At 68.8% G+C, this 13,920-nt stretch carries 11 protein-coding genes and 1 tRNA gene; 10 read left to right on the top strand and 2 right to left on the bottom strand.

Annotated elements, in window-relative coordinates; genetic code table 11:
• Nucleotide 1: 1 nt before the first annotated feature.
• The 3 genes from D0T12_RS37025 to D0T12_RS15750 all read left to right on the top strand — a co-directional run bounded on the left by D0T12_RS37025 (nt 2) and on the right by D0T12_RS15750 (nt 1,640).
• Nucleotides 2-124 (top strand): hypothetical protein, encoded by a 123-nt coding sequence (locus tag D0T12_RS37025; RefSeq protein ID WP_267900404.1) that lies wholly within the window; start codon nt 2-4, stop codon nt 122-124.
• Between the two features lie 205 nt (nt 125-329).
• The gene (locus D0T12_RS15745; protein WP_117400291.1) at nt 330-806 is read left to right on the top strand and encodes a glycine-rich domain-containing protein; all 477 of its coding nucleotides are present in this window, start codon (nt 330-332) and stop codon (nt 804-806) included.
• Nucleotides 807-827: 21 nt separating this feature from the next.
• Nucleotides 828-1,640, top strand: a complete 813-nt coding sequence (locus D0T12_RS15750) for a phosphotransferase (protein WP_117400292.1) — start codon at nt 828-830, stop codon at nt 1,638-1,640.
• A gap of 560 nt (nt 1,641-2,200) precedes the next feature.
• Here D0T12_RS15750 and D0T12_RS15755 read toward each other — a convergent pair.
• On the bottom strand, nt 2,201-3,280 hold the full coding sequence (locus tag D0T12_RS15755) for a PucR family transcriptional regulator (RefSeq protein ID WP_158581511.1): 1,080 nt from the start codon (nt 3,278-3,280) through the stop codon (nt 2,201-2,203).
• A gap of 114 nt (nt 3,281-3,394) precedes the next feature.
• Here D0T12_RS15755 and D0T12_RS15760 point away from each other — a divergent pair, with 114 nt between their 5' ends.
• The 7 genes from D0T12_RS15760 (at nt 3,395) to D0T12_RS15790 (ending at nt 12,737) form a co-directional block, all read left to right on the top strand.
• Entirely contained in the window at nt 3,395-4,303 is a 909-nt protein-coding gene (locus D0T12_RS15760; protein ID WP_117400294.1) for a proline dehydrogenase family protein, read from the top strand.
• A gap of 12 nt (nt 4,304-4,315) precedes the next feature.
• Nucleotides 4,316-5,947 (top strand): L-glutamate gamma-semialdehyde dehydrogenase, encoded by a 1,632-nt coding sequence (gene pruA / locus D0T12_RS15765; RefSeq protein WP_117400295.1) that lies wholly within the window; start codon nt 4,316-4,318, stop codon nt 5,945-5,947.
• 62 nt (nt 5,948-6,009) lie between these two features.
• Nucleotides 6,010-6,083 (top strand) — tRNA-Met (locus tag D0T12_RS15770).
• Nucleotides 6,084-6,270: 187 nt separating this feature from the next.
• Nucleotides 6,271-6,627, top strand: coding sequence for a DUF3054 domain-containing protein (locus D0T12_RS37385; protein ID WP_117400296.1), 357 nt, complete (start codon nt 6,271-6,273; stop codon nt 6,625-6,627).
• 114 nt (nt 6,628-6,741) lie between these two features.
• The gene (locus D0T12_RS15780) at nt 6,742-8,391 is read left to right on the top strand and encodes an AMP-binding protein (RefSeq protein ID WP_117400297.1); all 1,650 of its coding nucleotides are present in this window, start codon (nt 6,742-6,744) and stop codon (nt 8,389-8,391) included.
• A 60-nt stretch (nt 8,392-8,451) separates the two neighbouring features.
• Entirely contained in the window at nt 8,452-11,379 is a 2,928-nt protein-coding gene (locus D0T12_RS15785; protein ID WP_117400467.1) for an AMP-binding protein, read from the top strand.
• A complete protein-coding gene (locus D0T12_RS15790) occupies nt 11,379-12,737 on the top strand; it encodes a cytochrome P450 (RefSeq protein ID WP_117400298.1) in 1,359 nt (452 codons plus the stop codon). The genes D0T12_RS15785 and D0T12_RS15790 overlap by 1 nt, the downstream gene beginning before the upstream one ends.
• Here D0T12_RS15790 and lhgO read toward each other — a convergent pair.
• Nucleotides 12,721-13,908, bottom strand: a complete 1,188-nt coding sequence (gene lhgO / locus D0T12_RS15795) for an L-2-hydroxyglutarate oxidase (protein ID WP_117400299.1) — start codon at nt 13,906-13,908, stop codon at nt 12,721-12,723. The genes D0T12_RS15790 and lhgO overlap by 17 nt on opposite strands.
• Nucleotides 13,909-13,920: the final 12 nt, after the last annotated feature.

Raw genomic sequence — 13,920 nt, forward strand, 5'->3', positions numbered from 1 at the left:
CTTGGAGATCGCCCATGGCGCCTACGAACAGGCGATGGTGCAGCACGGCCAGCTGCCCGCCCAAATCAAGGCCACCCGAGCGTTGGCCGAACAGAACATCCAAGAGCTGGAGAACGAGGAGTAGTCCCCGCAACGACACCTTGGGCTCACGTCGTGGAACCGCGAACTGGTTTCCTCACGCCCGGTCTCAGCTGATTGCCGTGAGCCTCGGCGCGCGGGTTCCGGGGGTCGATGCCGCGGACGAGCGCCCACTCACCTCCGCAGCCTGGGGCAGCAGGCGCGCACCCAGGTCGCGGAACCACACATCAGGCGCGCCGCTGGAGGTCACGATGACCATCACCACCGAACGGGCGGCCACGGTCGCCAAGGACCCTCGCGACCTGGTGACGCTGGAGCAGTTCCAGGTCATGGTCGACGACGTGGTGACCTTCGACAAGGTCACCCGTCCTTACGCCGAGGCGGGCGTCGAGCAGTTCCTGGTTTTCCTTAAAGCGTGGGGAGCCACCATGGCCGAGGTCGGCGGCGACCCGCGTGCCTGGGTGAAGTTCGCGCCGTCGCCCGCCGTCGACAAGATTTGGCACCGCTCGATGATGCGCACCCGCACCTTCGCCGAGGTGTGCGACCGGGTCGCGGGCCGGTACATGCACCACTTGCCGATCATGGACGAGGACATCCGTTCCGGGCAGGCGTCCGCGCGTGGCCTGGCGGCGATGCGCGCCACCGGGTACCACGTCGATCTGGAATGGTGGATGGACGGCGAGTCCTGCTGCCCTGAGAACTGCGCGCAGCCACCTCACACCGCCTGATCCGACGACGGGGATTGATCAATGCGAAGCGACTGGTCCGCACTGCCGTCCGAGGTGCTCGGGGCGATCATGGCGCACACCGGGCCGATCCACGGGGTTGAGCCTGCGCCCGCCGGCAATCACGCGGACGTCGCCGCGACCATCCACGCTGGCCGCAGGCGGCTGTTCCTCAAGGCTGCCCGCAAGGCCGAGCCTGACACCGATGGCCCGGAGGTCCGGTCCCTGCGTTGGGAAGCCGCGATCAATCCCTATGTCACCGAGTACGCCCCCCGCCTTCACTGGACGGTGGAGGCCGGGGGGTGGCTCGTCTTGGCCTTCGAGCACGTCCAGGCCCGCCATGCCGACTATTCGCCGGGTTCGGCGGACCTGGACGTCTTGACGAAGGTCATCGACGGCCTCCAGGACCGCCCTGTCCCGCCGGTGCTCGAACGCAAGCGCGTCGAGCGACGCTGGGAGGCAATGGCCGACGTCACAATGCTTGCTGGCGACACATTGCTTCACGCCGATCTGAACCCCGCCAACGTCCTGCTCGGTGACGACGGGTCGGTCTTCTTGGTGGACTGGACGTTCGCTGGCCGTGGTGCCGCGTTCCTGGAGCTGGCGTTGCTCGTTCCCTGGCTGTTGAAGGCTGGGCATACGCCCGCCCAGACGGAGAGGTGGCTCTCCCGATTCCCCGTGTGGACGAACACCGACCATGCAGCCATCGATCTGTTCAGCCGGGTCTTCGCCGACAAATGGAAACTCAACCTTGCCGCCAATGACGCCGACTGGGCGAGAGAGCACGCCGACGCCGCCCGGCAGTGGGCTCATCATCGGCTGGGGGATGGGCGGTAACGACCTACGCGCGGACGGGTCAGTCTTCGGTCGAGAGACGAGGGAAACGTTGCCGCCACCAGTCCTCACGGTGCTGGACGTTGCTTTCAATAACCTGAGCCATCGACTGGATGGTTGGCCACAGTCGCCCGGTGGTTTCGCATCTCTGAGATGGGGTCACGCTTGTTAAGCGGTCGCGCTGTCAGGCGGGCTCGTTGGGCTGATCTGGCTGGCGACGGAGTTTGGTGAGATTGGGCTGTGAGGTCGCGGACGGTTCTACAGATCCTGGTGGTCGGAGCCTAGGGGGTCCAGTGCTGATTCGGCGCGCTGGGCGCGGTGGCCTCGCCGCGAACTCGGTCGGATTTCGGCCTTCGCTTCGGCTTCGCCTCGGTGGGCTTGGCGAGTGCGTTGTGGGCGGCTTCCTCGGCCGCTGGCGGCGTTGGGTCTGTGTGATCTGTCGTGTCGTCCCGGCACGGATGGCGGGTGCAGATGTCGCAATCCACACCGAATCCGGGGGTCCTCCCTCATTCCAAGATCATCCGACTGGTCCCCGGCGTTCGCAACCTCTGTGGTCAGTACGGCTAATCGAGGTGGGGGGTCAGGGTCAGGGCCAGGTGGAGGGTTAGGCGGTCTTGGCCGTTGGTTAGGGAGAGGGCTGTTAGGGCTTCTATGCGGCTTAGGCGGTGGTAGAGGGTTTGGCGGTGGATGTTCAGGGTTTGGGCGGTTTTCTGGGTGTTGCCTGCTTGGTCTAGGTAGGTGCGGGCTGTTTCCAGGAGGACGGGGTGACCTTCGAGGCGCCTTGTGCCTTCGGTCTGGGTTGCCTGGGTCAGGGCCTTGTCGCCCGCGGTGCGGAGGAGGCGGAGGACGCCCAGGGACGTCCAGTCGCGGGCTTCGCCGGGGGCGGCGGTTCGGGCGGCCACGCGGGCGCGTTGCCAGCCCTCGTGGACGTCGTTGAGGGTGGGGCACGGGGAGAAGATGCCCGTTCGGACGGGGACGTTGCGTTCTTCTAGGAGGCGGCGGGCTCGGTCCACCGTGGTGGAGGCTTCTGCCGGGTGCAGGAGGACGTGGTCTCGTTGCCACACCGTGGTGAGGGTGGAGTGGGGGAGCAGCCACGGGTTGAGGGGCTCGGGGCTCGGGGAGCGGAGAACTGCCACGGTGAAGGGTGCGTCCGCCACGCCCGCGTTGGTCAGATCGTCTACCGCCTGGGTGCGGGCGTCGGGGTGGGTGGAGAGCAGGTCCGCGAGCTTCCAGCCCAGGTCGTCGCGTTCGCGTGCCTGGCGGGCCATCAGTAGGCCGGCGCGTTCGCAGAGAGGCATCGCGTGGGACGCCTGGGTGTTCGTTATGTGCTCCTCGTCGTCCAGAAGCCACAGGTAGCCGTAGGTGACGTTGTTCCAGCGGATGGGGAGGCAGAGGCGGCCCAGTTGGTTGATCGAACGGTCGGCGGGGATTCGGACGGGCGTCGTGGCGCGGGTGATGCCGTAGCTCTCGAAACGGGCGCGGACGGCGGCCGTGGCGCGGCGGTGCAATATCGAGTCCATCCGGACCGGGTCGATCATGTCGCCGTGAGGGGCGTAGGCGACCAGGTGGAAATCGCGGTCCTCCAACGTGGCGGGCGCGTGGAGCAGGTCGGCCGCGTGTTCCGTGATCTCCTGGAGGTCCATCCTTGGTCCTTCGTACGTTTGTATGAAGTATTGATGAGATGAAAGTGGCATCTGACTATACGAGGTTGGGGTGGCGGCTCCTAGCGTGCGAGGTGTTCAACGTCGGAGGTTCTGATGCTCAGCACGCTTCTGCTCGCCGCCGCCCGCAGCCGCCGGACGCGTGACCTCGTCACGTCCGTGCCGCTGACCCGAGGGGTCGTTGACCGGTTCGTTGCCGGGGACGACCTTGATGCGGCCATCGAGGTGGTGCGGGAACTACGTCGGGATGGATTGAAGGTCACTCTCGATCATCTTGGTGAGGACACCGTTGAGCGTGAGCAGGCCGCGGTCGTCAGGGACGCGTATCTGGACATGTTCGCGGCGTTCGAGGAACACGGGCTCGCCAGGGGTGCCGACGCTTCGGTGAAACTGTCCGCGCTCGGGCAGGCGTTGGACGGGGCCTTGGCGCTCGACCATGCGCGGGAGATCTGTGCGGCGGCAGGGCGGGTCGGCGTGACCGTCACGCTTGACATGGAGGACCATACGACCGTCGACTCGACGCTGGAAATTCTGGGCAAGTTGCGTGTTGACTTTCCGTGGGTGGGTGTGGCTGTTCAGGCGATGCTGCGGCGTACGGCGGGCGACCTTCGGGACTTGGTGGGGGAAGGGTCGCGGGTGCGGCTCGTCAAAGGGGCCTATGCGGAACCTGCGTCGGTGGCGTTCCAGGGGAAGCGGGACGTCGACCGGGCTTACGTACGGGGGCTGCGGATCCTCATGCGGGGGGACGGGTACCCGATGATCGGGAGTCACGATCCGCGAATGATCGATATCGCGTTGGCGCTTGCTGTTGAGCGGGCCCCTTCCTCCTATGAGTTTCAGATGCTCTACGGCATCCGGAGCGATGAGCAGCGGCGGCTTGCTGAGGCCCACCAGATGCGCGTATACGTGCCTTACGGGGCCGACTGGTACGGCTACTTCATGAGGCGCCTCGCAGAACGACCCGCCAACCTCGTCTTCTTTCTCCGTTCGTTCGTCAACCGCTGAGAGGGAGCCCCCATGGACGCCGTGACCAAAGTTCCGACGCCCGAGAACGAGCCGGTCCGCGGGTACGCCCCCGGCAGCGCCGAACGGACCCGGCTCGAAGCCAAAATCGCCGAACTGACCGAACAGGCGCCGATCGACCTGCCCATGACCATCGGCGGACGGCACCGATTGGGCGGCGGGGCGAAGGTCGCCGTTGTGCAGCCGCACAAACATGCGTCCGTGCTCGGGACGTTCGGGACGGCGACGGAGGACGATGCCCGCGAGGCCATCGCCGCCGCCCTCAAGGCCGCGCCCGCCTGGCGGGCGCTGACCTTCGACGACCGGGCCGCGATCTTCCTCCGCGCCGCCGACCTGCTCGCCGGACCCTGGCGCGAAACCCTCCTCGCCGCCACCATGCTCGGACAATCCAAAACCGTCCAGCAAGCCGAAATCGACAGCCCCTGCGAACTCGTCGACTTCTGGCGATTCAACGTCCACTTCGCCCGCCGGATCCTCGCCGAACAACCCATCAACAGCCCCGGCGTATGGAACCGGATCGACCACCGGCCCCTCGAAGGGTTCATCTACGCCGTCACGCCGTTCAACTTCACCGCGATCGCCGGCAACCTTCCGACCGCCCCCGCGCTCATGGGCAACGTCGTCATCTGGAAGCCGTCGCCGACACAGACCTACTCGGCTGTGCTGCTCATGCGGCTCCTGGAAGAAGCCGGGTTGCCGCCTGGTGTCATCAACCTTGTCACCGGGGATGGGCTTGCTGTTTCTGAGGTCGCCCTACAGCATCCCGAGTTGGCCGGAATTCACTTCACCGGATCGACCGCGACTTTTCAGCATCTCTGGAAAAGGGTGGGGGCCAATATCGATCGGTATCGTGGGTATCCGCGACTCGTGGGAGAGACGGGTGGTAAAGATTTTGTTGTTGCGCATCCGTCTGCTGATCGGGCAGTGCTGAAGACCGCGCTTATCAGGGGCGCGTTCGAGTATCAGGGGCAAAAGTGCTCTGCTGCCTCTCGTGCCTACATTCCGCGGAGCCTCTGGGACGATGGGTTCAAAGACGAACTCGTCGCCGAAGTCGACGCCCTCACCATGGGAGACGTCGCCGACCTCACCAACTTCATGGGCGCCCTCATCGACCAGCGCGCCTACGCCAAGAACAAAGCCGCCATCGACCGCGCCCAAGCCGACCCCGACGTCGACATCATCGCCGGCGGGACCTACGACGACTCCACCGGATACTTCGTCCGGCCCACCCTGCTCCTCTCCGACGACCCCGACAACGACATCTTCCGCACCGAATACTTCGGACCCATCCTCGGCATCCACGTCTACGACGACGACCAGTACGACGCCACCCTCACCCAAATGGAAAACGTCGCCCCCTACGCCCTCACCGGCGCCGTCATCGCCAACGACCGAGCCGCCGCCGCCCACACCGCCCACACCCTCCGCTACGCCGCAGGCAACTTCTACATCAACGACAAACCCACCGGAGCCGTCGTCGGACAACAACCCTTCGGCGGCGCACGCGCATCCGGCACCAACGACAAAGCCGGATCCATCTTCAACCTCCTCCGCTGGACATCAACCCGCTCCATCAAAGAAACCCTCGTCCCGCCCACCGACCACCGCTACCCCCACATGGGCTGAACCCACCCCCACCCAAACCGGTTTGCACAACCACCCCCCGCCCCATACAGTTAACCCATCACCGCGGGGTGGAGCAGTTCGGTAGCTCGCTGGGCTCATAACCCAGAGGTCGCAGGTTCAAATCCTGCCCCCGCTACGGATCTGGGTCCCCATGGTCGGCGCTTTGCGTCTTCCCTGGGGATCCTTCGCTTTTTCCGGGGGGACGACCCCCCGGAGCCCCCCGTGCCTCCGCCATCCCCCACCCGCCCGCCCCCGGGGCTCCGCCCCTGTCCCCCCCGGGGGCTTCGCCCCTGTTCCCCTCGGGCTCGGCTTAGAGTCTTGGGGTGCGGAGTTCTTTGGGGCTGGGGCTTGATGTTGTCTGTGTGCTCGTCTTCGTTGGGATTGGGCGGGGCGCGCATCATGACGGGGTTGACGTTGTGGGGTATTTGTCTGCTTTGTGGCCGTTTCTTGTGGGGGTGGGGGGTGGGTGGATCGCTTGGCGGGTTTGGGGGCGGGCGGAATTGATCTTTCCCTCGGGGGTCGGGGTGTGGGGGACGACCGTGGCGGTGGGGATGGGGTTGCGGGTGCTTTCAGGGCAGGGGACCGCGGGGGCGTTCGTGGTCGTGGCGACCCTTTTTCTGGGGGCGGCCCTGCTCGGGTGGAGGGTCGTGGGGCGGTGGGCCCTTCTTCGGCGGCGGTGATGTCCTTGTGGGACGTCTCCAAACGGGGCGTGGGGTCTTTGCTGGTCGGGGCGGTTGACGGTGGACACGCGTGCTGGTGAAGTTACCGGCGGGTCAAGGGGCGAAAGGATCACGATGGCATCTGTGCTGCGCGGCTGGCTGGACGAACCGATCGCGGGACGGGGCGTGCACCTCGCCACCGATGACGGCGGGTGGGAGTTCCGCGACTACGGGGAACTGGCCGCCGCCGCGCGGCGCACCGCGGGGGCGCTCATCGAGGAAGGGGTTCGGCCCGGAGACGTCGTCTGTCTCATCCTTTCCACGGACTTCACCTGTATCGAGGCCTACTTCGGGGTGTGGGCGGCGGGGGCCACCGTCTGCCTGATCACGCCTCCGTTGTTCCAGGACGGAGATGACTACGTGGCGCATGTCGCGGCGATTCTGCGGCAGGCCGCGCCCGTGCTCGTCGTCGCGTCCAAAGAGCTCGGCGAGTACGCCGCACAGGCCATGAACGCCGCGGGGCTCAGCGGCGAACCCTGGCAGCCGCGGCAGGCCGCCGAAGAGGCCGAGGTGCAGCCGGTCGGCGAACTCGCCCTTCTCCAGTTCACGTCCGGGTCCAGCGGAGCGCCCCGCGGGGTCATGGTCACCTGGGACAACCTGGAGGCCAACAGCGCGTTGATCGGGCGGGCCGCCGGGTTCACGGATGATGACTCGGTCGCGTCCTGGCTGCCGCTGTACCACGACATGGGATTGATCGGGTGTTTCCTGACGCCGATCGCGCGGCAGGCGACGTTGCGGCTCATGCGGCCCGACCAGTTCATTCGGGATCCCGCGCGGTGGATTCGGTGTTTCGGGGAGGCCGCGCATACGGCCGCGCCGCCGTTCGCGTACGCGTACTGCGCGCGGCGCGTCAAAGCCGAACAGTTGGAAGGTGTCGACCTGTCCGGGTGGCGGACGGCGATCGTCGGCGCCGAACCCATCGACCCGCACGCCCTCGAATCGTTCGCGCGGCTCGTGGAACCGTTCGGGTTCTCCCGCACGGCGTTCAAACCCGCGTACGGGATGGCGGAGACGACACTGCTGGTGACCATGGACCAGGTGCGTCGCGACCCGCTGGCGGTGCGGCCCGACCCGGAATCGTTGTCGTTCGGGGAGAGGGTTCGGATTCTGGAGGAGCACACGCTTGGGCCCGAGTCCGTCGGGGCCAAGGCCGGGTGGGTCGTGGGGTGTGGCACGCCCGAGGTGGGTGTGCCTGTGACGATTGTCGATGATGACGGGGCCGAGTTGGAGGAGGGGCTGCTCGGCGAGATCGTGGTGGGGGGCGCGTCTGCTTGCCCTGGCTACTACGCGGGGGCCGAGGGGAAATCGACGCGGTTCATCGACGGGAAGGTCTACACCGGGGACGCCGGGTTCTTCCATGCGGGGCAACTGTTCGTCCTCGGGAGGATGGGGGACAGCATCAAGGTCCGCGGGCGGTCCGTGTACGTCGAGGATCTCGAAGCGAAGATCGCTGAGGCGACCGGGCTCGGAAAGGGGCGGATCGTGGTGGTCGGGGTGCCCGGGGCGGGGCGCAAGGGGCTCGCGTTGTTCGCCGAGACGCGGGACGAGTCGTGGATCGGTGACGTTCGTGAGATGTTGCGTCGCAGGCTGGGAGGCGACGTCGAAGTCACCGTTGTCGTGGGAAGCGGGCTGATCCAGCGGACCTCCAGCGGCAAACCGCGCCGTCGCTACATGTGGGAACGGCTGCGGGCCGGGAACATGGACGGGGCTCGGGTCGTGCCCTGAGGTTTGATTAAGCCGGTGACGACAGGACACCATGGCGGTGACGCCATGAAGAGGTCGACGATGCCGGAAGTCGCAGCCACGCTGCTCCGCCTGGGCGCCCGCCTGGGCTCCACCGCCCAGAACGCCCTGGAGATCGCCCGGTTCGGCGGCTTCGACACCGATGAGGACGCGTCGGCCTTCGAAGTCGTCACCGAACAGCGGGTCTATCGGCTGCGGCACTACTTTCCGGACGGGGGAAACGGGCCCGTCGTCCTGCTCGTGCCGCCGCTGATGATCACAGCGGAGGTGTACGACATCGCGTCCCGGATCAGCGCGGTGCGGGTGCTGCGGGAGAACGGGGCCGACCCGTGGGTCATCGATTTCGGGGCGCCCGAACGGGAACCCGGTGGACTTGAACGGACCGTCAGCGACCATGTTCTGGCGGTGTCGGACGCCGTGGAACGCATTCGCGGGTTGACGGGACGGGAGGTGCACCTCGCCGGGTACTCGCAGGGCGGCATGTTCGTCTACCAGGCCGCGGCGTACCGGCGCAGCGACGGCATCGGGTCGGTGGTGACGTTCGGGAGCCCGACGGATACCAGTGCCGGGCTTCCGTTCGGGTTGCCGCGCTGGCTCGCGTCCGAGGGTGTTGAACGGATCCCCGACTGGGCACTCGGCGGGTTCGCTGTTCCGGGGTGGGTGACGCGGCTCGGGTTCCAGGTGCTGAGCCCGGTGAAGTCGGTGCGGTCCCGGGTCGAGTTCCTCATGCAGTTGCACGATCGGGAACGGCTCGCGTCCAGGGAACGGCAACGGAGATTCTTGGAACGGGAAGGCTGGGTTTCGTGGCCGGGGCCGGCGCTCGCCGAGTTCGTCCGCCAGTTCGTCCAGCACAACCGCATGCTCACCGGCGGGTTCGTCATCGGAGACCGGATCGTGACGCTCGCCGACATCACCTGCCCCGTCCTGACGTTCGTCGGGGAGGTCGACGAGATCGCGCCGCCCCCGACCGTCCGCGGGATCCGGCGGGCCGCGCCCCGCGCCCAGGTGTACGAGGCGGCCCTGCACGCCGGGCACTTCGGGCTCGTCGTCGGCGGGCACGCGGTCGCGCGGACCTGGCCCGCCGTCGCCGCCTGGGCGCGCTGGCGTGAGGGAGACGGCGGACTGCCCGACATCGTCGTGCCCGTCCGTGGGGACGAGGAGGCCGAAGCCGTGGGCCGCCCCGCCGGGTACGGGCTTCACCTCGCCATGGGCGTCGGGGGCAGCGCGGCGCGGTCGGCGTACCGGACGGCGTCGCGGGTCGTGCACGGCACACGGCAGCTCACCGGTGAGGCCGCGCGGAACCTGCCGCGGCTGGCGCGGCTGGAAGGCGTCCGATCCGATACCCGCATGTCCCTGGGGCTGCTGCTGGACGAACAGGTCCGGCGGAGGCCCGACGAGGTGTTCTTCCTGTACAAGGGGCGGCCCTACACGCACGGCGCCGTCAAGGGACGCGTCGACGCCGTGGTGCGCGGGCTGATCCACATCGGGGTGCGGCGCGGTGACGCGGTCGGCGTGCTGATGGGCACCCGGCCCACGGCGCTCGCGCTCGTCGCCGCGCTCAGCCGCCTCGGCGCCGTCGCCGTGCTGCTGCGCCCCGACGGGGACCCGGCCACCGAAGCGCGGCTGGCGCGGGTCACCCGGGTGATCGCCGATCCGGAGCACGCCGAGCCGGCCGCGAAGCTTGACGGCGTCGAGGCGTACCTGCTTGGTGCGCCGGCGCGGGGTGGACGTGGGTTGTTGATGGACATGGAGGCCATCGATCCTGAGGGTGTGGCCCTGCCCGGGTGGTTCTCGGAGAATCCGGGGCGGGCGGGGGATCTCGCGTTCGTGGTCTTTCGGGGCGACGGGGAGCGGCTCCGGGCGAGCCGGATCACCAACCGGCGGTGGGCGCTGTCGGCGTTCGGGACGGCGTCGTCGGCGGCGCTGTCACCGTCCGACACCGTGTACAGCATCACGCCGCTCCAGCACCCCTCCGCGCTGCTGATGAGTCTCGGGGGAGCCGTCGCGGGAGGCGCGCGGCTTGCGCTCGCCAGCACCTATGACCCGGAGACGTTCTGGGACGAGGCACGCCGCTATGGCGTGACCGTCGCGTCCTACACGTGGACACTGCTGCGCGATCTGGTGGACGCGCCGGCCGAGCCGGGCGAGCGGCACCATTCCATCCGGCTGTTCATCGGGTCCGGGATGCCGCGCGGGCTGTGGCGGCGAGTCGAGGAACGGTTCGCTCCGGCCCGGGTGCTGGAGTTCTACGCCTCGACGGAGGGGGAGGCCGTCCTGGTCAACCTGACCGGCAGGAAGCCCGGGGCGCTGGGGAGGCCGCTGCCCGGCGGCGCGGAGGTGCGGCTCGCCCGGTACGACCTGGAGAACGGGCGGTTGTGCGAAGGGCCGGACGGATTCGCCGTCGACTGTGAGGCCGGCGAGATCGGCATGCTCCTCGCGCGGGTGCGGCTCGCCGCGGCCGGCTCGGCGGCACGGTGCGTGCGGGGCGTGTTCGCACCCGAGGACGCCTGGACGATCACCGGGGACCTGTTCCGCCGGGACGACGATGGTGACTTCTGGCTGGTAGGACGGGAGAGCGAACTCATCCGGACGGCTGATGGGCTCGTCCCGCCAGGGCCGATCCTCGACGCGCTCGGCGACCTGCCCTGCGTCGATACCGTGGCCGTCTATGGGGTTCCGGTGGGGGAGCGGGAGCTGGCCGTGGCGGCCGTGAGCCTGCGGGGCGCGGCCGAGTTCAAGCCACTGGATCTGTCGGAGGCGCTGCTGCGGGTGGAACCGGGGCTGCGGCCCGCGATCGTCCGGGTGGTGGACGAGGTGCCGGTCACGGCCGGGCGGCGGCTGTGGACGGCGCCGCTGCGCGACGAAGGTGTCCCCGGCCCAGGGAACGCGGTGACCTACCACCGCGACAAGGTTGGCGCGTACCGGCCGTTGACCGCCACGGCGCGGCGGCGCCTGCTGGACGCGCGCTGATGGGCGATCTCGCGCCACCACCGGCGGGCAGCGGCCTCAAAGCGGTGCCCGGCGGGGGCGGAATCCCCTTCATCGGCAGCACCTTCGCCGTGATGCGCGACCCGGTGGGCATGGCGCGCAAACGGTACGCGGAACTCGGGCCGGTCGCCTGGGGATGGCTGCTCGGGCAGCGGACCGTCACCGTTCACGGGCCGGAGGCCGCCGAGGTCGTCCTCGTCGACCGGGACGACGCGTTCGCGAGCGGGCCCGCGTGGAGCTACTTCATCGGGCCGTTCTTCCGCCGCGGGCTCATGCTCCTCGACTTCGAGGAACACCTGCACCATCGCCGCATCATGCGGCAGGCGTTCAGCCGTCCCCGGCTCCGCGCCTACCTGGAGATGATGGCGGACGGCGTCGTCGACGGTGTGGGACGTTGGCGGCCCGGCGCGGGATTCCGGGTGTACGACCATGTCAAGCAGCTCACCCTCGACCTCGCCGTGGACGTGCTCATGGGAGTCGAGTTGGAGGACGGCGAGCGTGCCCGTGTCAACGGGGCCTTCATCGACGCCGTCCGCGCGGGAACGGCGTACGTGCGCTTTCCCGTGCCCGGGCTGCGCTGGCACCGTGGGCTTCGGGCTCGACGAACACTGGAGGAGTTCTTTCGCCGGTGGCTGCCCGCCAAGCGGCGGGACGGCGGGAACGACCTGTTCGCGGCGCTGTGCTCGGCGGAGTCCGATGACGGGCAACGGTTCACCGATGACGACGTCGTCAACCACATGATCTTCGCGTTGATGGCGGCGCACGACACGACCACCATCACGCTCACGTCGATGGCGTACCACCTCGCCCGGCGTCCCGAATGGCAGGAGCGGCTCCGGGACGAGTCCCTGGCCGCCGGAGACTCGCTGACGTTCGAGGATCTCAACGCTCTCACCGGCCTGGATTCGGTGATGAAGGAGTCCATGCGGTTGATCGCGCCCGTTCCGGCGCTGCCGCGCAAGGTCGTCAAGGACACCGCTGTCCTCGGGTTCCACATCCCCGCGGGCACCACCGTCGTCGTGCCGATGCTCAGCAACCACCGCATGGCCGACTGGTGGCCCGACCCGGACACCTTCGACCCCGGCCGCTTCTCCCCGGAACGCCGCGAGGACAAGATCCACCGGTACGCGTGGTCGCCGTTCGGCGGCGGCGCGCACACCTGCATCGGCATCCACCTCGCCGGAACGCAGGTGAAGACGATCATGCATGAGATGCTGCGGCGCTTCCGCTGGAGCGTCCCGACGGGATACGAGATGCCCCTCGACACCACGTCCCTGCCGTCGCCGAAGGACGGGCTGCCCGTCCGCCTTGAGGCGCTGGAACCTAGAGCGTCGCGGTGACGTGCTCCGCGATGGCCAACGACGACGTCGCCGCCGGGGACGGGGCGTTCCGGAGACTGACGATCGGGCCGATCCGGGTGATGCGGAAGTCGTCGACCAGGGAACCGTCCGGGTCGACGGCCTGGGCGCGGACGCCCGCGGGTGCCCGGACGACGTCGCTCGGCGCCAGCTCCGGGACGAAACTCCGTGCCTCCTTGATGAACGCCCGCCGGACCGCCGAGCCGTACAGCTCCCGCGCGCCCGTCCGCCAGTGCTCCCGGGCCAGGCGGCGGAAACCCGGCCAGCGGACGGTCTCCCACACGTCCGCCGGGCGCACGTCACGCCACCGGTACCCCTCCCTGGCCAGGGCGAGGACGGCGTTCGGGCCGATGTCCACGCCGCCGTCCACCCGGCGCGTGAAATGCACCCCGAGGAACGGGTAGCGCGGGTCGGGGACGGGATAGATCAGGCCGCGGACCAGGTCCGTCCGGGAGGGGAGCAGGCGTAGATACTCGCCCCGGAACGGGACGATCGCCGGTGCCGCCGTGTCGCCCGCCAGCCGCGCCACCCGGTCGGAGTGCAGGCCCGCGCAGATCACCAGGCGGTCGAACGTCACGCGGTCGTGGGGGGAGACGGCCGTGACCCGGTCGCCGGTCCTGTTGAGGCGTTCGACCTCGAAGCCGAACCTGAGTTCACCGCCCGCCGCCACGACGTCGTCGGCGAAGGCCCGTGCCACGGCCCCAAAGTCGGTGATCGCGGTGGTGGGGGAGTGCAGCGCGGCGATCCCGGCCGCGTGCGGCTCGATCTCGCGCAGCCCGCCCGGCGTCAGCCGCCGCAGCCCCGGGACCCCGTTCGCGGTGGCGCGGCGCTCGATCTCGTCCAGGGCCGCCAACTCCGCCGCGCTCCGGGCCACGACGATCTTGCCGCACTCCACGTAGGGCAGGTTACGGTCATGGCAATATTCCCTGAGCTTGACGATTCCGCGCCTGCACAGCGTCGCCTTCAACGAACCCGGAGCGTAGTAGAGACCCGCGTGCGCGACCCCGCTGTTGCGGCCCGTCTGATGGACCGCGACACGGTCCTCCTTCTCCAGGACCGTCACCCTCAGGTCCGGGCGCGTCCGCGCCAACCGGCGCGCGATCGCCAGCCCGACGATGCCCGCGCCGACCACGCCGACCTGTACGTCCGCCACACCCGCACCCTA

Source organism: Actinomadura spongiicola (assembly GCF_003432485.1).
GTDB lineage: Bacteria > Actinomycetota > Actinomycetes > Streptosporangiales > Streptosporangiaceae > Spirillospora > Spirillospora spongiicola.

Bases quoted from the DNA above. Each gene is read 5' to 3' on its own strand.
- D0T12_RS15745 (WP_117400291.1), top strand. From the start codon at position 330: ATGACCATCACCACCGAACGGGCGGCCACGGTCGCCAAGGACCCTCGC.
- D0T12_RS15750 (WP_117400292.1), top strand. From the start codon at position 828: ATGCGAAGCGACTGGTCCGCACTGCCGTCCGAGGTGCTCGGGGCGATC.
- D0T12_RS15755 (WP_158581511.1), bottom strand. From the start codon at position 3,280: ATGGACCTCCAGGAGATCACGGAACACGCGGCCGACCTGCTCCACGCG.
- D0T12_RS15790 (WP_117400298.1), top strand. From the start codon at position 11,379: ATGGGCGATCTCGCGCCACCACCGGCGGGCAGCGGCCTCAAAGCGGTG.
- D0T12_RS15760 (WP_117400294.1), top strand. From the start codon at position 3,395: ATGCTCAGCACGCTTCTGCTCGCCGCCGCCCGCAGCCGCCGGACGCGT.
- D0T12_RS15785 (WP_117400467.1), top strand. From the start codon at position 8,452: ATGCCGGAAGTCGCAGCCACGCTGCTCCGCCTGGGCGCCCGCCTGGGC.
- pruA (WP_117400295.1), top strand. From the start codon at position 4,316: ATGGACGCCGTGACCAAAGTTCCGACGCCCGAGAACGAGCCGGTCCGC.
- D0T12_RS15780 (WP_117400297.1), top strand. From the start codon at position 6,742: ATGGCATCTGTGCTGCGCGGCTGGCTGGACGAACCGATCGCGGGACGG.